Source organism: Bacillus sp. KNSH39 (assembly GCF_052656585.1).
Genome location: NZ_JBQXYO010000001.1, coordinates 1,937,097 through 1,958,796 on the forward strand (window position 1 = coordinate 1,937,097; position 21,700 = coordinate 1,958,796).

The 21,700-nt window shown below is 33.4% G+C and carries 19 protein-coding genes; 7 read left to right on the forward strand and 12 right to left on the reverse strand.

Annotated elements, in window-relative coordinates; all coding sequences use genetic code 11:
• Positions 1-221: 221 nt before the first annotated feature.
• Both ACUL40_RS09815 and ACUL40_RS09820 read left to right on the forward strand, forming a co-directional pair.
• A complete protein-coding gene (locus ACUL40_RS09815; RefSeq protein WP_000636213.1) occupies positions 222-725 on the forward strand; it encodes a GNAT family N-acetyltransferase in 504 nt (167 codons plus the stop codon).
• A gap of 201 nt (positions 726-926) precedes the next feature.
• Complete coding sequence (locus tag ACUL40_RS09820) at positions 927-1,109, forward strand: hypothetical protein (protein ID WP_000531430.1); 183 nt, start codon at positions 927-929, stop codon at positions 1,107-1,109.
• Between the two features lie 277 nt (positions 1,110-1,386).
• Here the strand turns inward: ACUL40_RS09820 and ACUL40_RS09825 are convergent, their stop codons facing one another.
• Positions 1,387-4,299 (reverse strand): SpaA isopeptide-forming pilin-related protein, encoded by a 2,913-nt coding sequence (locus ACUL40_RS09825; protein WP_063220828.1) that lies wholly within the window; start codon positions 4,297-4,299, stop codon positions 1,387-1,389.
• 571 nt (positions 4,300-4,870) lie between these two features.
• Between ACUL40_RS09825 and ACUL40_RS09830 the strand changes: the two genes are divergently transcribed.
• A complete protein-coding gene (locus tag ACUL40_RS09830; RefSeq protein ID WP_000473483.1) occupies positions 4,871-5,224 on the forward strand; it encodes a hypothetical protein in 354 nt (117 codons plus the stop codon).
• Positions 5,225-5,596: 372 nt separating this feature from the next.
• Here the strand turns inward: ACUL40_RS09830 and ACUL40_RS09835 are convergent, their stop codons facing one another.
• Positions 5,597-6,037, reverse strand: a complete 441-nt coding sequence (locus tag ACUL40_RS09835; RefSeq protein ID WP_000773522.1) for a hypothetical protein — start codon at positions 6,035-6,037, stop codon at positions 5,597-5,599.
• Positions 6,038-6,668: 631 nt separating this feature from the next.
• Here ACUL40_RS09835 and ACUL40_RS09840 point away from each other — a divergent pair.
• Positions 6,669-7,922, forward strand: a complete 1,254-nt coding sequence (locus ACUL40_RS09840) for a sensor histidine kinase (RefSeq protein ID WP_065211557.1) — start codon at positions 6,669-6,671, stop codon at positions 7,920-7,922.
• A gap of 304 nt (positions 7,923-8,226) precedes the next feature.
• Here ACUL40_RS09840 and colA read toward each other — a convergent pair whose 3' ends face one another.
• Positions 8,227-11,142: a collagenase ColA gene (gene colA / locus ACUL40_RS09845; RefSeq protein WP_445422995.1), complete on the reverse strand. Its 2,916-nt coding sequence runs from the start codon at positions 11,140-11,142 to the stop codon at positions 8,227-8,229.
• Positions 11,143-11,343: 201 nt separating this feature from the next.
• Positions 11,344-12,021: an MgtC/SapB family protein gene (locus ACUL40_RS09850; RefSeq protein WP_000109728.1), complete on the reverse strand. Its 678-nt coding sequence runs from the start codon at positions 12,019-12,021 to the stop codon at positions 11,344-11,346.
• Between the two features lie 290 nt (positions 12,022-12,311).
• Here ACUL40_RS09850 and ACUL40_RS09855 point away from each other — a divergent pair, with 290 nt between their 5' ends.
• Positions 12,312-12,830, forward strand: coding sequence for a GNAT family N-acetyltransferase (locus ACUL40_RS09855; protein ID WP_001103118.1), 519 nt, complete (start codon positions 12,312-12,314; stop codon positions 12,828-12,830).
• Between the two features lie 47 nt (positions 12,831-12,877).
• Here ACUL40_RS09855 and ACUL40_RS09860 read toward each other — a convergent pair whose 3' ends face one another.
• Positions 12,878-13,786: a VOC family protein gene (locus ACUL40_RS09860; protein WP_016125015.1), complete on the reverse strand. Its 909-nt coding sequence runs from the start codon at positions 13,784-13,786 to the stop codon at positions 12,878-12,880.
• A 173-nt stretch (positions 13,787-13,959) separates the two neighbouring features.
• Positions 13,960-14,871 carry a VanW family protein gene (locus ACUL40_RS09865; protein ID WP_000488973.1) on the reverse strand — a complete coding sequence of 304 codons (912 nt, stop codon included), beginning with the start codon at positions 14,869-14,871 and terminating at the stop codon, positions 13,960-13,962.
• Between the two features lie 483 nt (positions 14,872-15,354).
• Here ACUL40_RS09865 and ACUL40_RS09870 point away from each other — a divergent pair, with 483 nt between their 5' ends.
• Positions 15,355-15,684, forward strand: coding sequence for a hypothetical protein (locus ACUL40_RS09870; RefSeq protein ID WP_000283715.1), 330 nt, complete (start codon positions 15,355-15,357; stop codon positions 15,682-15,684).
• 116 nt (positions 15,685-15,800) lie between these two features.
• Complete coding sequence (locus ACUL40_RS09875; protein WP_000345046.1) at positions 15,801-16,892, forward strand: DUF3900 domain-containing protein; 1,092 nt, start codon at positions 15,801-15,803, stop codon at positions 16,890-16,892.
• A 336-nt stretch (positions 16,893-17,228) separates the two neighbouring features.
• Here ACUL40_RS09875 and ACUL40_RS09880 read toward each other — a convergent pair whose 3' ends face one another.
• From ACUL40_RS09880 to ACUL40_RS09905, 6 genes are all read right to left on the reverse strand, one after another.
• The gene (locus ACUL40_RS09880) at positions 17,229-17,576 is read right to left on the reverse strand and encodes a hypothetical protein (protein WP_000227983.1); all 348 of its coding nucleotides are present in this window, start codon (positions 17,574-17,576) and stop codon (positions 17,229-17,231) included.
• Between the two features lie 364 nt (positions 17,577-17,940).
• Entirely contained in the window at positions 17,941-18,786 is an 846-nt protein-coding gene (locus tag ACUL40_RS09885; RefSeq protein WP_000786417.1) for an exonuclease, read from the reverse strand.
• A 188-nt stretch (positions 18,787-18,974) separates the two neighbouring features.
• The gene (cspB, locus tag ACUL40_RS09890) at positions 18,975-19,175 is read right to left on the reverse strand and encodes a cold shock-like protein CspB (RefSeq protein WP_001179150.1); all 201 of its coding nucleotides are present in this window, start codon (positions 19,173-19,175) and stop codon (positions 18,975-18,977) included.
• Between the two features lie 215 nt (positions 19,176-19,390).
• Entirely contained in the window at positions 19,391-20,290 is a 900-nt protein-coding gene (locus ACUL40_RS09895; protein WP_000449496.1) for a WD40/YVTN/BNR-like repeat-containing protein, read from the reverse strand.
• Positions 20,291-20,306: 16 nt separating this feature from the next.
• Positions 20,307-20,750: a flavodoxin gene (locus tag ACUL40_RS09900; RefSeq protein WP_001062752.1), complete on the reverse strand. Its 444-nt coding sequence runs from the start codon at positions 20,748-20,750 to the stop codon at positions 20,307-20,309.
• Positions 20,751-21,076: 326 nt separating this feature from the next.
• Positions 21,077-21,697, reverse strand: a complete 621-nt coding sequence (locus ACUL40_RS09905) for an acetate uptake transporter (protein WP_000070938.1) — start codon at positions 21,695-21,697, stop codon at positions 21,077-21,079.
• Positions 21,698-21,700: the final 3 nt, after the last annotated feature.

Consider the following 21,700-nt stretch of genomic DNA (forward strand, 5'->3'; position numbering starts at 1 on the left):
TCATATTTAGTAATAATGATAGTTATATAGTAAAAACTCCTAGTCACCTAGGAGTCATTGTATAAGTATCTCACTCTTTACAATCAATCCTAATTATAAAATATCTCTCTATACAAAACAAACGAACTTTATGTGAACAAACACCCCCATTAAAATATGTTGCACTTTTGTTTTACACAATCCATACTAATTGTTATAACTTTTTAAAGGTGGTGTAATAATTGATAGTTCTTGAAACCGAACGTCTAAATCTTCGTTGGTTTGATATAAAAGACGCTTCTTTTATTCTTGAGTTAGTAAACGATCCTGCATGGATTCAGTTTATCGGTGACAAAGGGGTTAGAAACTTAGAAGATGCAAAAAATTATATTGTAAACGGTCCCATCGATATGTATAACAAACTCGGATTTGGCCTTTACTTAGTAGAACGAAAAGAAGATCTCACTCCACTTGGTATGTGTGGCCTTATTAAAAGAGATTCATTAGAAGACGTTGATATCGGATTTGCCTTTTTAGAAACATTCCGTTCAAAAGGATATGGCTACGAGTCAGCTTCTGCGATAATCGAATACGGTGTACAAAAGCTCGGCATGAAACGAATTGTAGCAATTACTTCTATAGATAACATTGCCTCAGGAAAGCTTTTAGAAAAAGTAGGATTACGATTTGAGAAAATCATTTCAGATTCAGGAGAAGATTTAAAATTATTTGGGTATAACGCATAGTAAAAAAGGTCGCCTTGAATGGCGACCTTTTTTACTACTTTACTGATCTCGTAATAATACTTTTAGTTACATTATAGTTTTGCAGTAATTCTTGTGATTACCACTATTCCTTTCATATCACATTTTTGGAAATTCATAGAAATAAAACTTTCACTTCTAAATAAATTATATTAATATATTAAATAAAGGAAGTGAAAATAAATGGGACAACCGCTATTTTTATTAGTTCTTCAATTCATTGCATTTATATTAATTATTTGTATCGTATATGGAATCTTGTACAATACCGTATTGAAATTAAATATGCCTAAATGGACTGCACATATAGTAGCTACGGTATTTTCACTTGGTATCGCCTATCAAGCTTTTATAAATTTCATTTGAATAACCTTTTTAGCAATTACTTCTATTGTTGATGCAGTAAAGCTTTTAGAAAAGCAGGATTGCAATTTGAGAAGATTATTTCAAAATCAGGAAACGTAGCCATTTTTTTATAAAGTCTGTCCTGCGCAAAATAGTGAAGACGTTATTTTCGCTGAAAATGTGTTTGCATAACAAGAAATGAATTTAATTGATCCTGCAAAAATTTTATTTTAAATCAAAGATATGTAAGAAAATAAGCACATCCTGTTAAAAAACAGATGTGCTTATTTTTTAATTTCTATGCATTTTTACGTTTCAAGAAAATAACTCCACCAACAATTAACAGTAATGCGCCTGCAACCATAGAGATCCAACTTGTAAGATTAGTACCTGTTTGCGGTAACCATCCAATTTTAGATTGAATTTCTTGCTTAGGTTGTGGTTGTTCTTTTACTTGCTCGTTAGGCTGCTCTGGTGTTGAAGTATTTTTATCTGAATTTGGCTGTTCTGGTTTAGGTTGTTCCGGCTTTGCCTCTTTAAATTTCACTGTTTGTCCCTTATCTTCAATTTCAGCGTGAATAGCTACTAATATATTATCTTGATACAGTTCTTCAAACACGACTACTTCTTTACCTTGTAATGCAGAAGCATTAAATGTGAAATCTAGTGTGATAGAACCATTCTTCTCTTTAGCAATAAACTTAGATTCTACTGTTACTTCTTTACCATCAACTAATAATGGCTTGTTTGTTGCTTTATCCATCAGTTTACCTTTTACAACATACTCTTTGCCCACGATTAAGTCTTTGTATTCCACTGTATCTTGGATTGTTACAGATTTAGAAGCGTCTAACTCTTTAGAACCATCAGCTTTGTTTGTTGCTGTCGTTTTTACTGATGGCTTAACGAACTTAACTGTTTGACCTTTATCATTGATATCAGCATGTGTCGTAACAACTTTTCCGTCTTTCAGTAACTCTTCGAATACTACTACTTCTTTTTCTTCTAAACCAGTTGCATCAAAAGTGAAATCTAGTGTAATAGAACCATTTGCTTCTTTTGGTGTAAACTTCGTTTCAGCAGTTACTTCTTTACCATTTACAACTAATGGTTTATTAGTCTCTTTATTCATTAATTTACCTTTTAAAGTGTACTCTTTACCTACTTGTAGGTCTTTGTATTCCACTTTATCTTGGATTGTTACAGACTTAGACGTGTGCATTTCTTTTGTACCATCTGTTTTATCAGTAGCTGTTGTTTTTATTGAAGGAATCTTTTCATCTTTGACAATGTGTTTAATGATTTGACCATTCTCTTTAATTTCAAAAGAGAACGTTTCTTCATTTAATACATAACCTTTTGGTGCAACAGTTTCTTTATATGTGTATTTTCCAAATGGTAATTTTTCAAATTTAGCGATTCCTTTATCGTCTGTTTTTCCTTTTACTACTTCTTTTCCTGCTTCGTTATAAATCGTAAATTCTGCATTTGGAAGCTTGTTATTTCCATCAGCTACATCTACCTTTGTAATTTCTAGATCACCTTTGATAAGATGATTAACTGCCAATAACTCAATAATCTTCCCATGTTCCTTTATTTCGAACATAATTGGTTCTTTAACAAGAACATAACCATGTGGAGAAGCCTTTTCTACAAATGAATATTTACCATACGCTAAATCTTTGACGTTAATCTCACCATTTTTATCTGTCTTATATTCCCCAACTACTTTTCCGCTTGCATCTTTTAGCTCGAATGCTGCACCTTCTAATTTTTTACTAATATCTTCATTATCTACTTTTAGTAATTTTACACTACCTTTCACTTCGGTATTTTCCACTGTAAAAGTAAGTGTTTTATTGTGCTCTTTAATTTCAAAAGGATACTTTGTTTTATTTCCAATATATCCATTAGGTGTTTTTGTCTCTAAGAAATAATATTTACCATACGTAAGACCTTCAACGTTTGCAATTCCATTTTCTTTTGTTACTACTTTTTTCACTTCTTTTCCATCTTCAGTGAAGACTGTGAATTCAACATTTGGTAAAATCTTTCCTGAATCACTAAGCTTTTTAATTTCGATGTTACCTTTTACTTTGTTATTTACTATTTGGACAGCTCCTGTTTCTCCTGTCTTAACTTCAATAGTTTGTGGTTTATCATCTGAAACATAGCCTGTTGGTGCTTTAATTTCTTTTAATGTGTAAGTACCAATTGGTAAGTTGTTTAATTCTGCCATACCATCAGCACCAGTCGTGATTTTTCCGACTGATTCATTATTTACATTAAAGACCTCAAATACTGCACCAGCTAAAACTTCTCCATTTTCTCCAACCTTTTTAATTTTTAAAGAACCAGCTGCTTCCCAATTTACTGCAAGATCACTACTAAGCTTTTCTTCATTTCTTTCTAATAGTACTGTAGCGTTCTGAACAGTATCCGTACCACGGTAAGCAATTGCTTGAACTTTAGTTAAATTAGCAGCAACACTTAAATTAAATTCACCCGTTTTTGTATTCTTAGGAATTTGGATACGAAATTTTTCTCCAACTGAAAGCTGATCTTTCACTTCTCCATTTTCACTAACAATTCTAACTCCATTAGGTGCATTTTTCGCTACTACCTTATAAGAACCACTCTTAGCATTTGTTTGTACTGAATATAGATTTGTTTCGAAGAATTCACCCTTTAATTCTGCTTTTTGCTTTTCAGCAGGAATCACATTCATAAAAACATCTTGAGTCTCTTCACTATTATTAGCATTACTAATAATAGCCTTAGCTGCTTTTTCAACATTTTTATTCTCATGTTTTAATTCATTTACATCGAGTTGACCTAATGCATTCCAAACCGCAAGTTGCGTTGCATAATGCGCTTCATTTTTATTAGCTACTCCCAGCTGTTCAGCACTTTTTTGCGGGAAACCATTTAATAAGACTCTATATACTACATTATCTGTTTTCCCCATTTCAGGAAGATCTTCACCATTTGGTGATTTTAATCCAAGGGTTAAGCAATAAGCAATTTGACCACTTGAATTTTTAATCATTTCAGTGCGAATGTACTTACCTAGACTATTACTATAACTCCAGTCCATTGAATATTTCTCATGCGTCATAACCTCTGCACTAGCCCTAGGTAAAAATACATTAAGGAATAATGCCAGTACTGATAATAATGTAAAAACTCTTATAATGACTCTCTTACCCAATTTTGTAACCTCCCTAGAATAAATTAATCCGAGTATATATCGCAATATCTAAAACATTCACGATCGACCCATTTATCATTATAAAACAATAAATTACAAATATTAAATAATTTTAATAAAATAGTCAAAAAATTTACACATTTTATTATTTATCAAGTTTTTTAACGAATTTACTATATACAAATTCTAAAACACGCCTACAATTTAAAAGACAAATATGTATGTTAAATATATAAATAGCAATTCCTTTACTCCAGTTATTAAGCTTTCCCCTATTAAAAATATCCTCTTCATTTTCTTGTTAACCTGAGTAACTTATACACCTCTTCTAATCTATTACACTCCTCCATTTAAATATAAAGGTGACTTCTCGTTCAAAGAATAAAGTGAAACTTTAATCCTCCCGATTCCCATCTAACTTCTTTGCTTTCATTGAATTTTTGGGCGGGAGTCTTACTGCCCCAAAATAGCGGGATACATTATGCAATATTGCATTTGATAATCATTTTCATTGTAACTATAATGATTACAGGATTACTATTAATCCAATATTCTACATGGAGGTTTTATTATGTTTAAAAAAATTATTGTATCTTCTATGGCGCTTACTATGTTCGGTGGAGCTGCAACTATGCTAGAGGCACCTACTGCTCAAGCAGCTTCTTATAACTCAACGTCATCCTCTTACTTTGATGTCACTCCTGAAGAGGCCGTGGCTTTCTATCAATCTCAAGACTATAAAAAATTAAAAGTATTTTTGGATGACTTTGAAGCAAGAAACCCTTATACTCCAGGTGGAGGCTACGCTCAAGGGAGTGTACGTATGCAAAAATTTAACGATGCTCTTAGAGATGCAAAATTAACAAATGTCTACCAAGAATTTATTAGAATCTCATACTACAATCATTATCCAGAACCAAAATAATAACAACGGATTAAATGTTTATTATTTCTATAACTTAGCCTAATTTTAAATGTATAACCTAAAAATAATTACTAAAACCACTCATATAAGGGTGGTTTTTCTATTTCCCCATATAATTTAGCGGAATGTTACATCATCTTTATTTTAATATGTTTTATAGTAGACATTCTCTAGTTGACACAATCTAGTAGGTTAGCAATGGGAATTTCAAAATATATTTATAATTATTTTCTGTTTAATAGCAAAAAACGAACACCCTCTCCCAATTAGAATAAGGTGCTCGTTTTCATTTTTATCGGTAATTCTCAATTCACTTTAGCTTCTTTCCAATAAGTAAAGATTAAATTAACTTAAAAACAAAGCGTTTTAAATTTAATTCATAGATCTTACTGAAACTTGGAATTGCCCCTTAGAACCATCATCATTTGAAACGTAAATTTTATATGTTCCATTCGGTAATGGAGATAAAGCATTCCGTACATTTGTAACATTAATTTGTTGTTCTCCAGGTTTTATATAACCACCAACAATTAGCTCTGTATTTGGACCTTTTACACTATATCCCATTGTATTTTGACCATTATTTTTCATAGAGAAGCTTAAGTCAGTACTCCCATCATATACGAAAGAAGTTACAGCCTCACCACTATAATCCATTGTTTGAGTTAATAATAAGTCTGCAGAAACATGTTCAACTACATGAATTGGATCATTCGTTTTGTGCACTTCTTCAGCATAAGTATTATTCCCTAACACACCAAGTGTTAATGCTGAAACTACTCCACAACTAAGCACTAGTTTATTTAACTTCATTTTAAGTTCCCCCTTGATGTTTGTATTCTATTACCATCATACATCCTTTTTTAAGTGCGTTTTTATGTAATAATTCATATCTATAAACCTATATATTTTAACTTTCCGCCTTAATAGTTATTGAGAAAGCCACATAGATAAAGCTACAATATTACACTTCATAAAAAACTTATAAATTTTAAAATCTTTTTCTAACAAAGTTTTATACGAGGAAGTACCAAAATACTCAAATAAATAGCATTTCTATTTCAGATAAAATGTACTAATAAAATTTTTCTAAAATTTCACTTTGTAATTTGATATATTCCATGTTAATATAACGAAGGCTACAAAACAGGAGTCACCACACATATCATTTTCACAGAATATTCATACTTAAAGAACCTTATTTTATCAGTAACTCAATCCCAATTTTACCTATACAAAAGTTAGTTTATAATTTCATATGCACATGAATTTAAATAGATTTTTTATCTATTATTTTTTCTATTTTCCTTATCGATTTTAATACGAGTAATATAACAGCACTTTTCAAGTACCCTTCCTTTTTAGATAAAAAGTCTACTAATACTAAACATCTTTGTCCAACTCATACATAATTCTACTTACAAACTATCGGAGATGCAAAACTATGGGAATTTCTACTCTTTTATTAAATACCTTTATTATAATAATTTGTATCCTTAGCTATCACGTACTCTGGCTAGAGTTTAAAGAAAAAATAACATGTAATAATATGTTATTTTCTATCCTTTCCTCCATTGCTATTATTTTTTGTATGACTTTTCCTTTTCATTTACATGTGGGATTTATTTATGATTTACGTTTTATTCCTATAATATTAGTTTTTCTATATGGAAATACAAAAAACATTGTTTTTATAGGAATTTTATATCTTTCTTATCGGTTTTACTTAGGCGGAAATGGCGTTCTTCCATCATTTATTATCTTCACTATTATTTTTGGTATAACAATGCTCTTTCGTTACTTATTACCTATGTATGTTAAAGAAAAAAAAGTATTATTAAGCTTACTCCTTATTTTAGTATGTACAACTTCACTTTCTATTTGCGGTATTGTAACTCAAATACATACAGGAGGGAAAATAGACTCTACTCTCATAGAATTTTTATTAAATTACATAATCATTAATATTTTCACAGTATTATTATCAGTTTATTTAATAGAGGGAATGATTGAGAAATATAAAATGAAAGAAAAGCTACAACGAGCTGAAAAATTTTATATAGCTAGCGAACTAGCAGCGTCAATTGCACACGAAATCCACAACCCACTAACCACGGTACATGGATTCACTCAATTATTAAATGAAAAACATGCCTCTAAGCTATCTCAGGAGCAATACTTAGAAATCATGTTAATTGAAATGCAGCAAATACAATCTACTATTAATAACTATTTATCTTTAACCAAACCACAGAACACCCTAAAAGAGAAAATAGATATTAATCACATTTTAAATCAGGTGAAAGATACTATTTCACCACTCGCTCTGTCATACAAAGTTGAAATCAAACAAAATAGTACAGATTCCTTTTATATAAATGGGGACCCCGAAAAATTCAAACTCTGTCTAAACAACATCATCCAAAACGGAATTGAGGCTATGAAAAATGGTGGATTATTACAAATAAATATACAAAAAGTAAAAGAAAATATCATAATTGATATTATTGATTCAGGAATTGGGATGTCATCTCAACAAATAAAACGAATTGCTTTGCCATTCTATTCAACAACAGAAAAAGGAACTGGGCTTGGTACTATGATTGCTTATAGTATTATTAGAGAATTAAACGGAGATATAGAGATAGAGAGTGAATTAGGTAAAGGGACACGTTTTTCTATTAGTATCCCTTGCTAACGTGATAACAATTTTCTATTTAGTTAATTACATAAAAGGATCAGATCTTATCTATTGTTACAGATATACTCTGATCCTTTAGTTTAATTCAATTAAAAACACTTAATATTTATAACTTTTCTTACATCGTGATGAAATACTAGTTCATCGATTTTATCTCATTTACTGATTAGATTTGTTTAATGTAAATATAATATCTCGCGATACTTAATTTGTTATTATCATTAGGGACATTTCCTGCAGTTGTTTTTTCATTAAAGTACAGACCTTATGCCATTCATTGAAAAAGACAACTCCCTTTTTACTACTTCACTTCCACCGTATAATTCCCTGTTCCACCACCATACTGATACACATGTAAATAATACTTCCCTGGATATGTGTAGTAACTACCTACTAGTTTATTCCCTTGTTGCTGAGCATACGTAACATAATTATTTAAATCTGCTGCAGAATAAAGTACCCAGTTCATTCCGATATTATTTTCATTCGTTACGTTAATTTGAAGGTTTTTAGCATTCTCCACATTAATTTCAAAGAAGTCACTTGTATCGCCATTTCCTAAACTAGCACGTAAAACTTGATTTAACTGCAGTTTGTTTGCTGTTTGGAATGAGTTATTCGGTTCTTTTTCTACACTGTTATCTTCTTTCTTTTGAACAGTTACAGTCGCTGTAGCAGTATTAGTTGCTCCTTTATCGTCTGTTACCGTTAATTTCGTCGTATACGTTCCTTCTTTTGTATATACGTGAGTTGGATTTTGCTCATTACTTACTGCTCCATCACCAAACTCCCATCTATACAAAGTAATTTTCCCGTCTTCATCTTTTGATCCGTCGCTTTTAAATGAAATTGCTTCATTTACATTTCCACTATACGGACCATTTATAACTGCAACTGGTGCTTTATTCTCTGCACCTTCTTCTGTATTAATACCGTGAAACACAACATCATATTCAAATTGTCCTGATGCATTCACGCGATAATTTACGAAGTATGCTGTTACTGTTTTATAGCCTGTCCATTCCTTTACACTTAAACGTTTTAACGTATCATTAACGTTTTGTGTAATTGTTTTCCAATCTTCGTATTCTCCTTTTGCTGCAGTTCCTGTATATGTTCCTTGTAGTGTGAATGTATTAAAGAACTGTGATTTATTTTTCTTCACTGATACATTTTTCAATTTTGCTTCCGCTGTTATTTCTGCTGCAATATCTGAAACTGGCTTCGATGCATGATTCGCTAAATAATCGTCTGATACTAATGGCACATTATACTTCTCACGATTATCAACTAGCATTTGCATATAGTCTTGATATTCTTTATTTAAATTCGCATCTTTACTTAATGTAGAGCGATATGCATCATATACTGTTACATCATTTTTCCTAATAAGATCATGTATTTTATCGAACATATCATATCTCTTATTGTACATATACGATTGTAAAGCAAAGGAATAATTATAGAAATCCCACGTTCCATACTTTGCATTTAACGTTCGCTCTGCCGTATAACGCTCTGCTGGATTTGAAGATAATCCTCCTATAATACTCTTTCTCGGTACAACATTATCCGTTCTCGTTGCCCCTGCAAAAAATTCAGCATTTCCTTCTTCAAACCAAGATAATCTTTCATTTTCATATATTTTTCCTTGTCCCCATAATCCTGGTACTTCATATCTACCTTGTAAATAATGCGTGAACTCGTGCCGGAATAATTCTTCTAAACTATAAATACTTTCTTCTGGCGTACGCTCATAAGTAAAGAACGTACCTGTTCCTTCTATATAAAGACCACCGTTATTCGTTTCATAACCGTACAATTGACGATTAAATTGATATTCTGCTGGGCTATTATAAATAACCATCGTTAGTACATCATCAGGATTTCCATTTTCTAAAGGTTGATCACTTTCAACCGTACGATGGAATTGTGCCTTCACTTCTTTTGCCGCCCAATATAAACGTTTTACTTTTTCTTCTGTCACTTTATCTCCAGCTTTTAAAACAATTGCCCCATCATCAAACGTATACGTTTTTGGCAAATATTTTTTCTTTCCATCTTCTCTTATTTGATCTAAATTCACCACTTTACCATTTGCATCTTTTCCGCCATAATTCGTTGCGATTTGCTCAGCAGCTACGAAATATTGCTCCCCTAAATACGGATAAATTTTCATCGCATCTGTTACAACTTGTAACCCTTTCGTTCCTGTACTATGGAATGTACCGAGTCTACCTGTATAATAAATGCCATTATTAATAAGCCAACCGTTTTTTGCTGTAATCGTTCCCATTAATGCAAAACGACTTAGTTCATTAATATAACTATCTATTTTCTGATACCATACTGTATCTTTCGGAGCTTTCCTCGTATCGTACAAATACGATTGAATGTCGTAATCAACACCTTGCATAATATCGTAAATAGCATTTCCAGCTGAAAGATTATCTACTAATGTAGAAAAATTATCATTATATTGTTTGAAAATTTTTGCAGCTGATGTTATCGTTTCCACATCACTCGAAGCGTTTCCTATTAACTTTCCGTATGATGATACCACTCTATTTTGCTCTAATGTACCCAGCTTGAAATTTGAATTGTTAGCTATCGCTTTTAATGCAGGTAAGCATTTATCATGATAACTCCGTTCATTTAATTTACTAAGTTCCGAATTATAAAATCCTAAATAAAATCCTGAACGCAATACCTCCACTAATGTCTCAATCCCTTTTGAATCATCCTTCGTATAGGCTTGTCCTTGCTGCTTCAATTTATCAATAATCGCCTGCATCCTACTATCATTTTGATAGAATGCTAGACTGTCTGTATTAAACTGAAATAGCCCCGTAATTTGCTCCCAATCAATTGTTACAAGTAAATCTACTAACTGCTGATTGCTTAATTGATTTAATTCAGCAATTGTATAAGTTTTCGCTACAGCTAATTGCTTACTTTCTTTTTTCACCTCAGGTGGTCTTTGTGATAAATCGGCAAATTGTAACCTTTTCTCAAAAGACTTGCTTTCGAGCACTTTCGATGAATGAGCTAATTCTTGTACTGGTAGTTGTACACCGACTGGCTCCATTTTGAGCACATTTCGATAAGAAACTTGCTCTCCCTTAGTATCTTCTGCCAAACTGACCCCTTGAAAACTCCCTAACATTAAACTAGCAAAACTTACCCCTACTAACATGTTCTTTGAATAGCCTTTCATGCTCTCCCCTACCTTACATTTTTAGTGTCCCGCTCCATTATTTTACTATTTTCACTTTTTGTCCTGTATTGAGAAAAAATAAGGTAACGTTCACACATGTATCCATTCCATGTAAAATTAACGCTTGACTTTCCGTGCATTTTATATCAAAAAAGATAGATAATAGCAAAATTTCTGCTACATCTATCCTCGTTTTCAACACTATGATTTTAACTTTATAAACGTAACTTCCGGTAATGTTTGCATATGCTGAATAAACTCATTCTTTTCTTCTGACGATATATTTTTCAGCTGCATTCCTACCTTATAAACAGTTTCTGTACCTTGCTGTGAAGCTTCCACCTCATATGAGAGTATTGGGATGCCTTTCACTTGTAGTGTTTCTAATATTTGTTGTATCGCTTCATGTTTATTTACAAACATTTGCACTGTTATATTTTGTGGAAATAGAAATTGCACCTTAAAAATACGACTTACAATTTCTAAACCAATTAAAACGAGAATCGTCGCTCCAATGCCTACTACATACATTCCCGCTCCAATTGCTAATCCTATACCGGCAGTAGCCCATAAACCAGCCGCGGTCGTTAATCCTTTCACCGCCTGCTTTTGAATAATAATTGTGCCTGCACCTAAAAAACCAACTCCACTAACGACTTGTGCTGCAATACGACTTGGGTCTAGAGACGTATGCTCTTCATACACAATATCTGAAAAGGCATATTTCGAAACAACCATTATTAACGCACTTCCTACCGCTACGAGGAAATGAGTCTTTAATCCAGCTTCTTTCGATCGAATTTCTCTTTCAATACCAATCATTGCTCCTAACAAGCCAGCAACACCGATTCGTATAATAAAATCAAAATCTACACTCACGGGCACTTCCCCCTTTCATTCATTATAGATAGATAAAACAAAAATTATCACAAACATCCATTTATCACCATGAAAGAATACCACTAAAATACACTTAATACTCCGACTGTTTTATGTTAATATTTTAAATATTAACATAAAATAAATAACTCCTGATTTTAAACCTTCACTAATTTTCTAAAAAACCAAAGGTGGATTGCATGAAATTGGGTTGAGAAATTTAAGAAAACGCTTTCATTTTGTTTCATAATTTTTTATAAAAAATACATAAATAAAGGAGCTTACTAACAATGAACGTCTCGTTACTTACACCTACTACTGATTTACAAGAAGAATACTTAGATTTCTATAACGAATGGAAAGATAGCGGTGAAACAATGATCCCGTGGGTTATCTCAAAAAATCCTGCCAACTTCCCAGCTATGGTTCAAGAACTTCTCGATGCGCATAACGGAATAAATATCCCTGAAACTTGGGTACCAGACTCTACATATTGGCTTGTTACAGATGAAAATAAAATTGTGGGAGCTGTTAATATACGTCATAGTTTAACCGAACATTTATTTAACGCTGGCGGTCATATTGGTTATGGCATTCGCCCTTCTGAAAGAAGAAAAGGTTATGCTACGAAGTTACTAGCATTATCATTAGAAAAAACGAAGGAATTAGACATCACGAAAGTACTTGTCGTTTGCGACGCAGTGAATACCGCTTCTGAAAAAACGATTTTACATAACGGCGGGCTTCGTGATGATGATTTCACTGAGGAAGATGGGAATGTAGTAAGAAGATATTGGATTGAGCTATGAATGATCACAAATAAGCGAGAAAGTGATTATACACTTTCTCGCTTATTTTACACTGCTTCTATTTCAAACTGCACTGTAATACCACTTGGATCTACCACCACAAACCCATTTGTAGTTTCATTTATTTCATGTTGTTTTTCTATTAATCTTTCTTTCACTTCATCTAACGCTTCTTTATACGGTAGTACAATCGTATACACCTTTAGCCCAGTTGCATGTACTGGTGGGTGTGGATTGTTTACTCCGTTCCACGTATTTGCACCAATATGATGATGATATCCCCCTGCTGAAATAAATAAGCAATCCTCTTCACGCTGTTGTACTTCAAAACCTACTGTTTCCACATAAAATTCATGTGATTTCTCTACATCAGCTATTCGTAAATGTACGTGCCCAACGACAGTATTAGCAGGCAAACCATCAAACTCATAATCAACGAGTGTTGCCAATTCTTTTAAATCAAGTGGTGTACTTCCTCCTGGCCCTTCTCCCCATTGATCACGCGGACGGTCTGCATAAATTTCAATACCATTCCCCTCTAAATCTTGCAAATAAAAAGCTTCGCTATATGTATGATCACTTGCACTATTAAACCTTGAAATTGGTAAAATTTCATTTGAATATGTATAACGCCCTTCTTGCTCATCCGGGCTGTCAATTACATTCTTATTACGAAGAACCCCAAATAGCGCAGAAGCAAAAGCTTCACGAGTCGGAACTAAAAAGGCTACATGATATATACCAGTCGTACGCGGTTCTTGCAGTACCCCGTCCTCTAACCTTTCAAGAACAAGTAACGCGTTCTTTCCACCTTTTCCAGATAAATATGCTTTATTCCCCTCTTGCTTAATTACCTCTAATCCTACAACATTCTCATAAAAAGCAATTTGACGCTCTAAATCTTTCACTTTAAATTCAACATGACCAATACGTGTTTTCGGATGAATTTGTACCATGAATAACTTCATCTCCTTATCCCTATATTTTCCCATTACATATAACCGTTACTATGAAGGATACAACTAAAATCATCCTATGTAAATAAGAAAAGTCAGAATTCACATACATTTTTATTTTCATAATAAAAAGCCATCTTTTCTAACTTTTAGAAAAGATGGCTTTTTAACTCTTATCTCATTTTATGTACTTCAGCAACTAGCTTTCCACCCTGAATGCCCATATAAAGCTTCACAGGTGCATCATTCGTATTTTCAAATACTAAATCTAAGTATGGATATGCAATTGTAGCATCTCTTCCTTGTGGAACATAACCTACCGTTTTAGAATGTGTAGTTCTCTCCACCATTTTCAGACCAGCTTGATCTGCTGCATTGTATAAAGTTGAAGATGTTTGACAAACACCACCGCCATATCCATCTACTAATTTACCATCAACTATTTCTTTCCCTAATTGATATCCTTTATCTGGTGTTGTATCACCGATTAATGAATTAAAAGAGAAACGGTCTCCTTTTGCTAACACAACTCCATTTATGCTCGCTGCTGACAAACGAATATTCTCAATACGGCCACCTGTTGAACCACCTAAATTCGTTTCATATCTACCAATTACCGTACCATTTCCTTGCGCATCACTTAATGTTGCGACTGGTTTTTTCTCCACGATCGGCAACTGATACGTAGCATCCCACATACCAACATTTAACAATTTATCTACTAATTCTTTTTCCATTAATTCATAAGAAGGTTTTCCTTCTTGCCAACTTCCATCAGGTGCTATACGTGAAGGAACCATTTTTTTGTCGACGCTTTTTCCAACCTCACCAACAACCTTTGTTACAGACTTTTTAAATTTCGCTTCATCTTCAAAATAGCCTAAACTAGATAAATCTAATTTTTTCACTTCAGTACCAGTTCGACCATCAACTAAACTAATAGTATCCTGCACTTCTGCTTTAGCCTCTACAGTATGCCCACCAATATCACTTACCAATGCAACATCACTTACTTTTGCACCACAGCCACTCATTATAGCTACACATAACACCCCAACCAATATACCCTTTACTTTACGGAACAATATACTCTCTCCCTTTCCCCAACATCACTATTATGTATTTATTTCATTTTTATGTATGTTTTGTTACAATCATTTTACAATATGTTTATAAAATGTTACAAGTTATTTTTCACTCTATATAAATTACTCTTTTCTTTTATAAATGTCTATACATATTTACATAAAAGTTTGAGTTTGATAGAATTGTAACTTTTATGTAAACTTTCTCTTTTATCCAGTATATACCATTAAGCAAAAGAAATACAAATCAAAAACCCTCAAGCTATTTTTTATAAAGTGAAACTGTAATCAGTGGGGGGTTTACGGGCATCCCGATCTTCTTTGTTTCTGCTGAATTTTGACATGGGGGTCTTATTGCCCAGCAAATAGCGGGATAAAGAGAAATCCCGTCAACATAAATAGGTATTTGCCGTGCCACCACTCCGCTTTTGCACATACATTATGGTGAATTCAACCTATTTTAAAGAAATGGAGGATGTTATTATGTATCCCTACAATCCATATGATCCATATAATCAATATGCGTACCAACAACCACAGTATGACTTACAAACACAATATCAATCTTATATAGATCAAGCAGAGCACACGAATCCATATGACCAAAATAGACAATTCCAACTTCCAATCTCTTTTCCTGGCACTGGAAATCGTCAATTAGAAAGACGCGTAAATGAGCTTGAACAAAGAGTTCGTCAACTAGAAAATACAGTTGAGCGCCATACACGTAGACTAAACCGCTTAAACCAACGTTTACGCACAGTAGAAAACAGACTAAACATTCCATTCGCAGCATTAGAAGACGGATTTTAATCGAGAAAATAAAGATTATATAAAGGAAGGGGCTTCCCCTTCCTTATATAAATTGACGAAAGTTTTTTCCATCTCTATACTGATAAGAGTTAATGAAATGAAACAAGGTGATAAATATGGATTTTGAAATAAATTATCTTTCCTTTTATGTTGTACAAGTAGAAGGAAAAGGTGAAGCAGTTGATAAACGCTACAAACATTTTCAAACTTTAGACGCTGAAGAATATGAAGATAGTTCCTTAAAAGAATTTTTGAATGGTGAGTTATTAAAAATATCGAAGCGAAAAGTAGAACGTCATGCAAAAACAGAACAAGCCCCAACAAAAATTGGTCGCTTTATTGTAGAAGAAGGGCACGAACTTGATTCAAACCCTCATTACAACCTTTTTAATCGTATTCGCTTTGCAGAAACAAAAGAAAACTTTAAAGATATGAGCGAACCTCTCGTTTATACATATCTTGACACAAGCGCTGTACGTGGTGGTGTATTTTTAATTGCTCAGGCAAAACTACGCAAATACTTTGATGATCCATTCGTATTCGTAATGAAATGCGACTTTGAACCAAAGGTTGCTTCTATTTCTGATGAATCAACACTGATTCGTAACGTTGAAATGGCCATCACAACAAAGAATATGAAATCTATCCAATATCCGTACATGCCTGAAGAAGGTATGGTTGAAGTAGGCGAACTAAAAATACACCAAGCATCACATGCCCGCTACTTTGAAGACTTCTTAAAATTCGTCGAATATGAACGCTCTATGCCTGAAATTATGAAAACACAGGTAATGGACATGGTATACGACCAAATTGAAGATGTATTTGAAGAAGGTACGGAAGAACGCGAACAATTCGACCAAGCGATGGAAGTATGGGCTGCTAGTCCGAAGCGGGAAATTATGGAACAATTTTCAACCGAAGAAGTAATGGAAGCTACCGCTCAAATCGTCGAGCATGCTCCTGAAGTGGAATTAAAACTAAAAGCCGATCATATCTCTGTGAAGGCTTTGCTTGCTGATTTCGGGGATCAAATACATATTGCGAAGGTAAATGACCGATATGTACTTATGATTGAAGCAGACACACTTACATTTGAAAAAGGCTTCTCTCCGATTGAGTTTCTGAAGCCAGATGAGCTGCAGGATGTGATTGAGCGGATTGAGAATAAGCAGCAGTATTCGTTTGATCCGAGCGGTATTGAATAAAATGAAACTTTAATCAGTGGGGTTTTGTTCATCCCCCACTAATTATTACCCTCACCAATCGGGCTTTTACGGGATAAATACTTCCATATAACTGTTGTTACTGGGCGCTTATAATAAGCGCTCTTTTGTTTATATTAAAAACCGATTCTACTAAGAATCGATTTTTCTGCTTTATAATAAAACATGTTTATTTTCAAATTTTTTTGATGCAAGATGACATTTGTTGCAGAATCAAATACATCCCTTCCTTGTTATACAAGCTTATTTCCATTAGAAATATCTACTTCAATATTTCTAGTTGACCAAGACCTTCTATAAGTTGTTAAGATGCAAATTTCACTTTACTACCTCAAATTTATTGTACTCGTAAAAAGATAATTGAAAACGATATTCCGGATGTTCTCTCACCCAATCGTAGGCTTCTTCTAAAATTTCCATTTTGTTTTGCAAGTCATTAAGTTCACTACATTCGTCCCTTTTCTGTTTGCACAGAGGGCAGAATCCATTCACTATTTCCGCACTCGTCGCCCTAATAGTTTTACTTTCTAAATCAACTACTAGACGAAGAATAACAGAATGCTCTTCTTTTGTAGTCACCTTCATTTCAGCAATCCGATCCTCATTCCAAAAGACACCGTTTAATTCCATCTTTACTGTGACATCTTTAATATCCAAGTCTACCACTATCACACCTCCCTTGTACAAAACTCAATCTTACTCTTCTATTTTAAACTTTAATACACCACAACTTAAAGAGATATTAAGTTTTTTCCAATTCTTCTTTACTATGAAAGAAAGTGTAGTTAATGCTAATTGTGTGGTAAATATTATCCCAAAAACTAAAACAGTTAAAATGTTAAAGATCGTTTCCATTAAACTACACTCTTTTCTTTATATATATTTTTATTTTATTAATACGGTTTAAAACTCTTATTACGTCTTAACAATCCCAAAGCAATTATAATGCACAATCACAACAACAAGTTGATGCCTATTTAATATCAATACGCTGTTATTACATGTATGTAGTTAGAGGGGGAGGAGAAATTCATTTAACCTCTGTATTCTCCTCCATCTCAGCCAAATACCTAATCTGCCGTTCCGCTTTTCTCACTGCTGTACGAAAATGTTTTTTCAGGAGTTCCACTGTATTTTCACTTATATAATATCTTTCCGTTATACTTTCCCACGTGTCACCACTTTCAAATGTACTCCATTCAAAAGGGCGTTCTGTATTTTTCTTTAGTTCTTTAAAAACCCATTTTCGCATCTTTTTTTTCGCTTTTTCTGTTAGTTTTCCGTTTTTTACAAGTTCAAGTTCACCATGTCTTTTGTATCGCTTATTGATATCTCTCTCGCTATATACTTTAAGAAGTATATTTGCTGTATTTTCAGCATCTGCTAAAGCACGGTGCTGTTTTCCTTCCCACGTTAAAGCGAGCTGTTCTACCGCAAATTGTAAACTTGGCGTATGTTCAAACAATTCCTCATATGCTTGGAAAACAAATTTTTGCAAATCAATTCTATTTTCTTTTTCTATACTTGGGCATTCAACACCATATAATGTACAATCATGAGATAGAAAGCGATAATCTTCTTTTCCCCATGAAACAAATATAGAACCTTCGCCGATGAACTGAATAAATTTCTCTATAATTTGAGGGAATTTTTCTACACCCATTAAATCTTTTTTCGTAATACCGGTTAATTTTGTTGTATGACGAGTTAATCGTGCACTTGGTTTTACTAACTCCGAAAATTCTTCAATTATCTTCATTGTACCTATTTCTATTTTTACAGCTCCGATATCAACTATTTCTGATGGATCTTCTGATTTATACGGTCTGAAATTCCTTTCAATATCAAACACAATGAAATGTGTAGCGTTTTTCAATTTATTTACCTCTTTCTAAATTCCTTTTCACACAAACACTTTATTTTCAGTATTTATTTATTCATGTACTTTATACAAAAATACTCCGAATAAATAAATGAAAATTCAGTCTTGTTATGATATGTAAGTAGGAGGACATCTATAAAAATGCAAAAAAAAAGAAGGGCGAGCCCTTCTTTTTTCAAAAATTACTTCTTGTTTACGTTAGTAGCTTGAGGTCCACGGTTACCTTGTTCTACTTCGAAAGTAACTTCTTGACCTTCTTCTAAAGTTTTGAAGCCTTCGCCTTGGATAGCTGAGAAATGAACGAATACGTCTTCTCCGCCTTCAACTTCGATGAAACCGAAACCTTTTTCTGAGTTAAACCATTTTACTTTACCGTTTTGCATGAAAAAAATCCTCCTACAATGTACCTATATGTACATATTCATTTTCAACCACCTTACAATAATAAGCCAGATATTAAAAAACTGCAACCCCTGAGGAGATTTAACATTGCTATCCTCCTCGGAAGTTACAGCTCATTTAAATCTCTATATTATTAAAAGTAAAATGGTTTAAATATACTATATCATATCAATATAATAAAAGTAAAGTTTTTTTCTTAAATTATTTTTTGTTCCCACTGCATTGCTTTTAATTCACCTGATCCGGCTACTACATAACCATCTTTTTGATTAACAATGCGCCATCCGTGCCCTTTAACTGAATCACATACTGTAACAATACCTTCTTCAAGAAGCACACGGCACACACTACTAATCCCCGCCTTATTTTGCGTTGAAGTTGTATATAAAACATGTTGATCTACACTTAAGTCTAAATAACTACTTGCTTTCTGCTCACTTTGACATGTATGCCAATATATTTTTTCACTTGCAATACTTTCATCTATTTTACAATAAGAAATATTTCCGCTAACTCCCTTGCACGATCCACTTGCCGCTACTAAATAAGAATTGTGTAAAGTCAACGCGGAGATCATTTGATTCATCGCAATTTTAATCCTCTTTAATTTACGTGTCTTCAAATCAAAGAGCCAAACACCACCATATTTAGCATGTATTTTCGTACCAATAAATAAGTAATGTTTATATAAAAATAATGATCGAATAGACGGTGCCGCACTGCCATACTCAAGAAACGGATGAATAGTTTCCCATGTCAAACCGAAATTATTAGAAAGATACAGCGTTTTTTCTCCATGAGCAACAACAGTTCCTTGTACATTGCTACATACATTCCAACTCGTTGCTTTTGTTGGAAAACGCTGAATTGTCCAGTTCTCTCCACCATTCATACTGCGAATAAAAATCCCTTCGTCACCTACACCATAAACTACATTATCTTCGCTATGTAAATCCCTAATTCGTTTTTGAAAACCATTTAAAATTCGTTTCCATTCTCCGTCTTGTTCAACAAATAAGCCATTATATGTAGTAGCTAACAACAGTTTTCCATCTCTTAACTTTGTAATAGCAGTTGCACTTAACATTGTCTCCACGTTGACACTCCCATTCTTAGAACTTCTCAGCAAATGCAATTGCAAAATTACTGCATTTTTCAACATCCTCTTCATCTTCTGGAGCTAATTCAATTTTCAGCCCTTCTTGTACAAGCTCTGCACCGCGTTCCACAAGACGTTCTTCAAATATCGTTACCGCTTCACAAAACAGTTCATACGCTGTATCACCCGATCCGAATACCGCTACCTTTTTCCCAGCTAAATCTATATTTTCTAAGTCATCATGAAAATCTTCCGCTTCAAATGGTAATTCACCATCGCCCCACGTATAAGATCCTAAAATGATTCCATCATAAGCTAATAATTCTTCAGCGTCCATGCCTTCCATTTCTTGCAATACTACTTCATGATCAAAAGCATCTAAACTAACTTTAATTAAATCAGCAATACTCTCTGTATTTCCTGACATACTTGCATAAGCTATTAAAATTTTTGCCACTTTGGCATCCCCCTCTAACAATAAATGATTCTCATTCTCATTATATTAATAATGAGAATCAATTTCAATTGATTTTTTCTACTTTTATTTACATTTCACATTACTTATTTCAAATAAGGTGAAACTTTAATCAGTGAGGGTATTCATCCCCCACCTAACTTCTTTGTTTCCGCTGAATTTTGAGGCGGGGGGCTTACTGCCCGGCAAATAGCGGGATAAAGTGAAAGTTTAATGAGTCCTCACCAATCAGGCTTTTTCAGACAACCCACAAAGAGCGGAATAAATAAAAAAGCACAGATGACTATACAATCATCTGTGCTTTTTTATTATTTTTTAAAAATACCAAAAGGCTTTCCTACTGGTAAAACAACTTTTCCGAAGTGTGTATTTAACACTGCTGCAGCTGAACCGTAGAAAGATAATAATGAAATAAGAAGTTCAGAATATGCTGCTAAATTATGCATTGCATGCGGCATAACACCTAAAGTACTTAATGAAAGACCGATAAATAAGAAATCAATAAGGACGAAAATCATAAATAATACTTTATGTGTTTCCATTGCACCAATTGTCATAAAGATTGTGAAAATCAAATATCCGATAAAGGCTACACCAAGCTGTTTTGAATCTGCAGCTTGTGCTAATTTTTCGCCAAATACTCCAAGTTGAATTAACCAAGTCATTCCAACACCTAGCCAAAATAAACCGTACGCACCGAATGCTGTTGTACCGAATGTATTGTTATGCTTTGCATCATGAATGCAAGCAAAGATTTGTGCAAATCCTCCTAAAAAGATTGCCCACGGTAATACAAGTGAAACGCCATCTGTTAAGCCTAACTTTTGAGATGATGCTACAAGTGTTACCATCGCTAATCCAAATAGACCAATTCCAGATGGATCCGCTGTTGTCATTTTCACATGATGTGTAGTAGTTTGATTGCTCATATA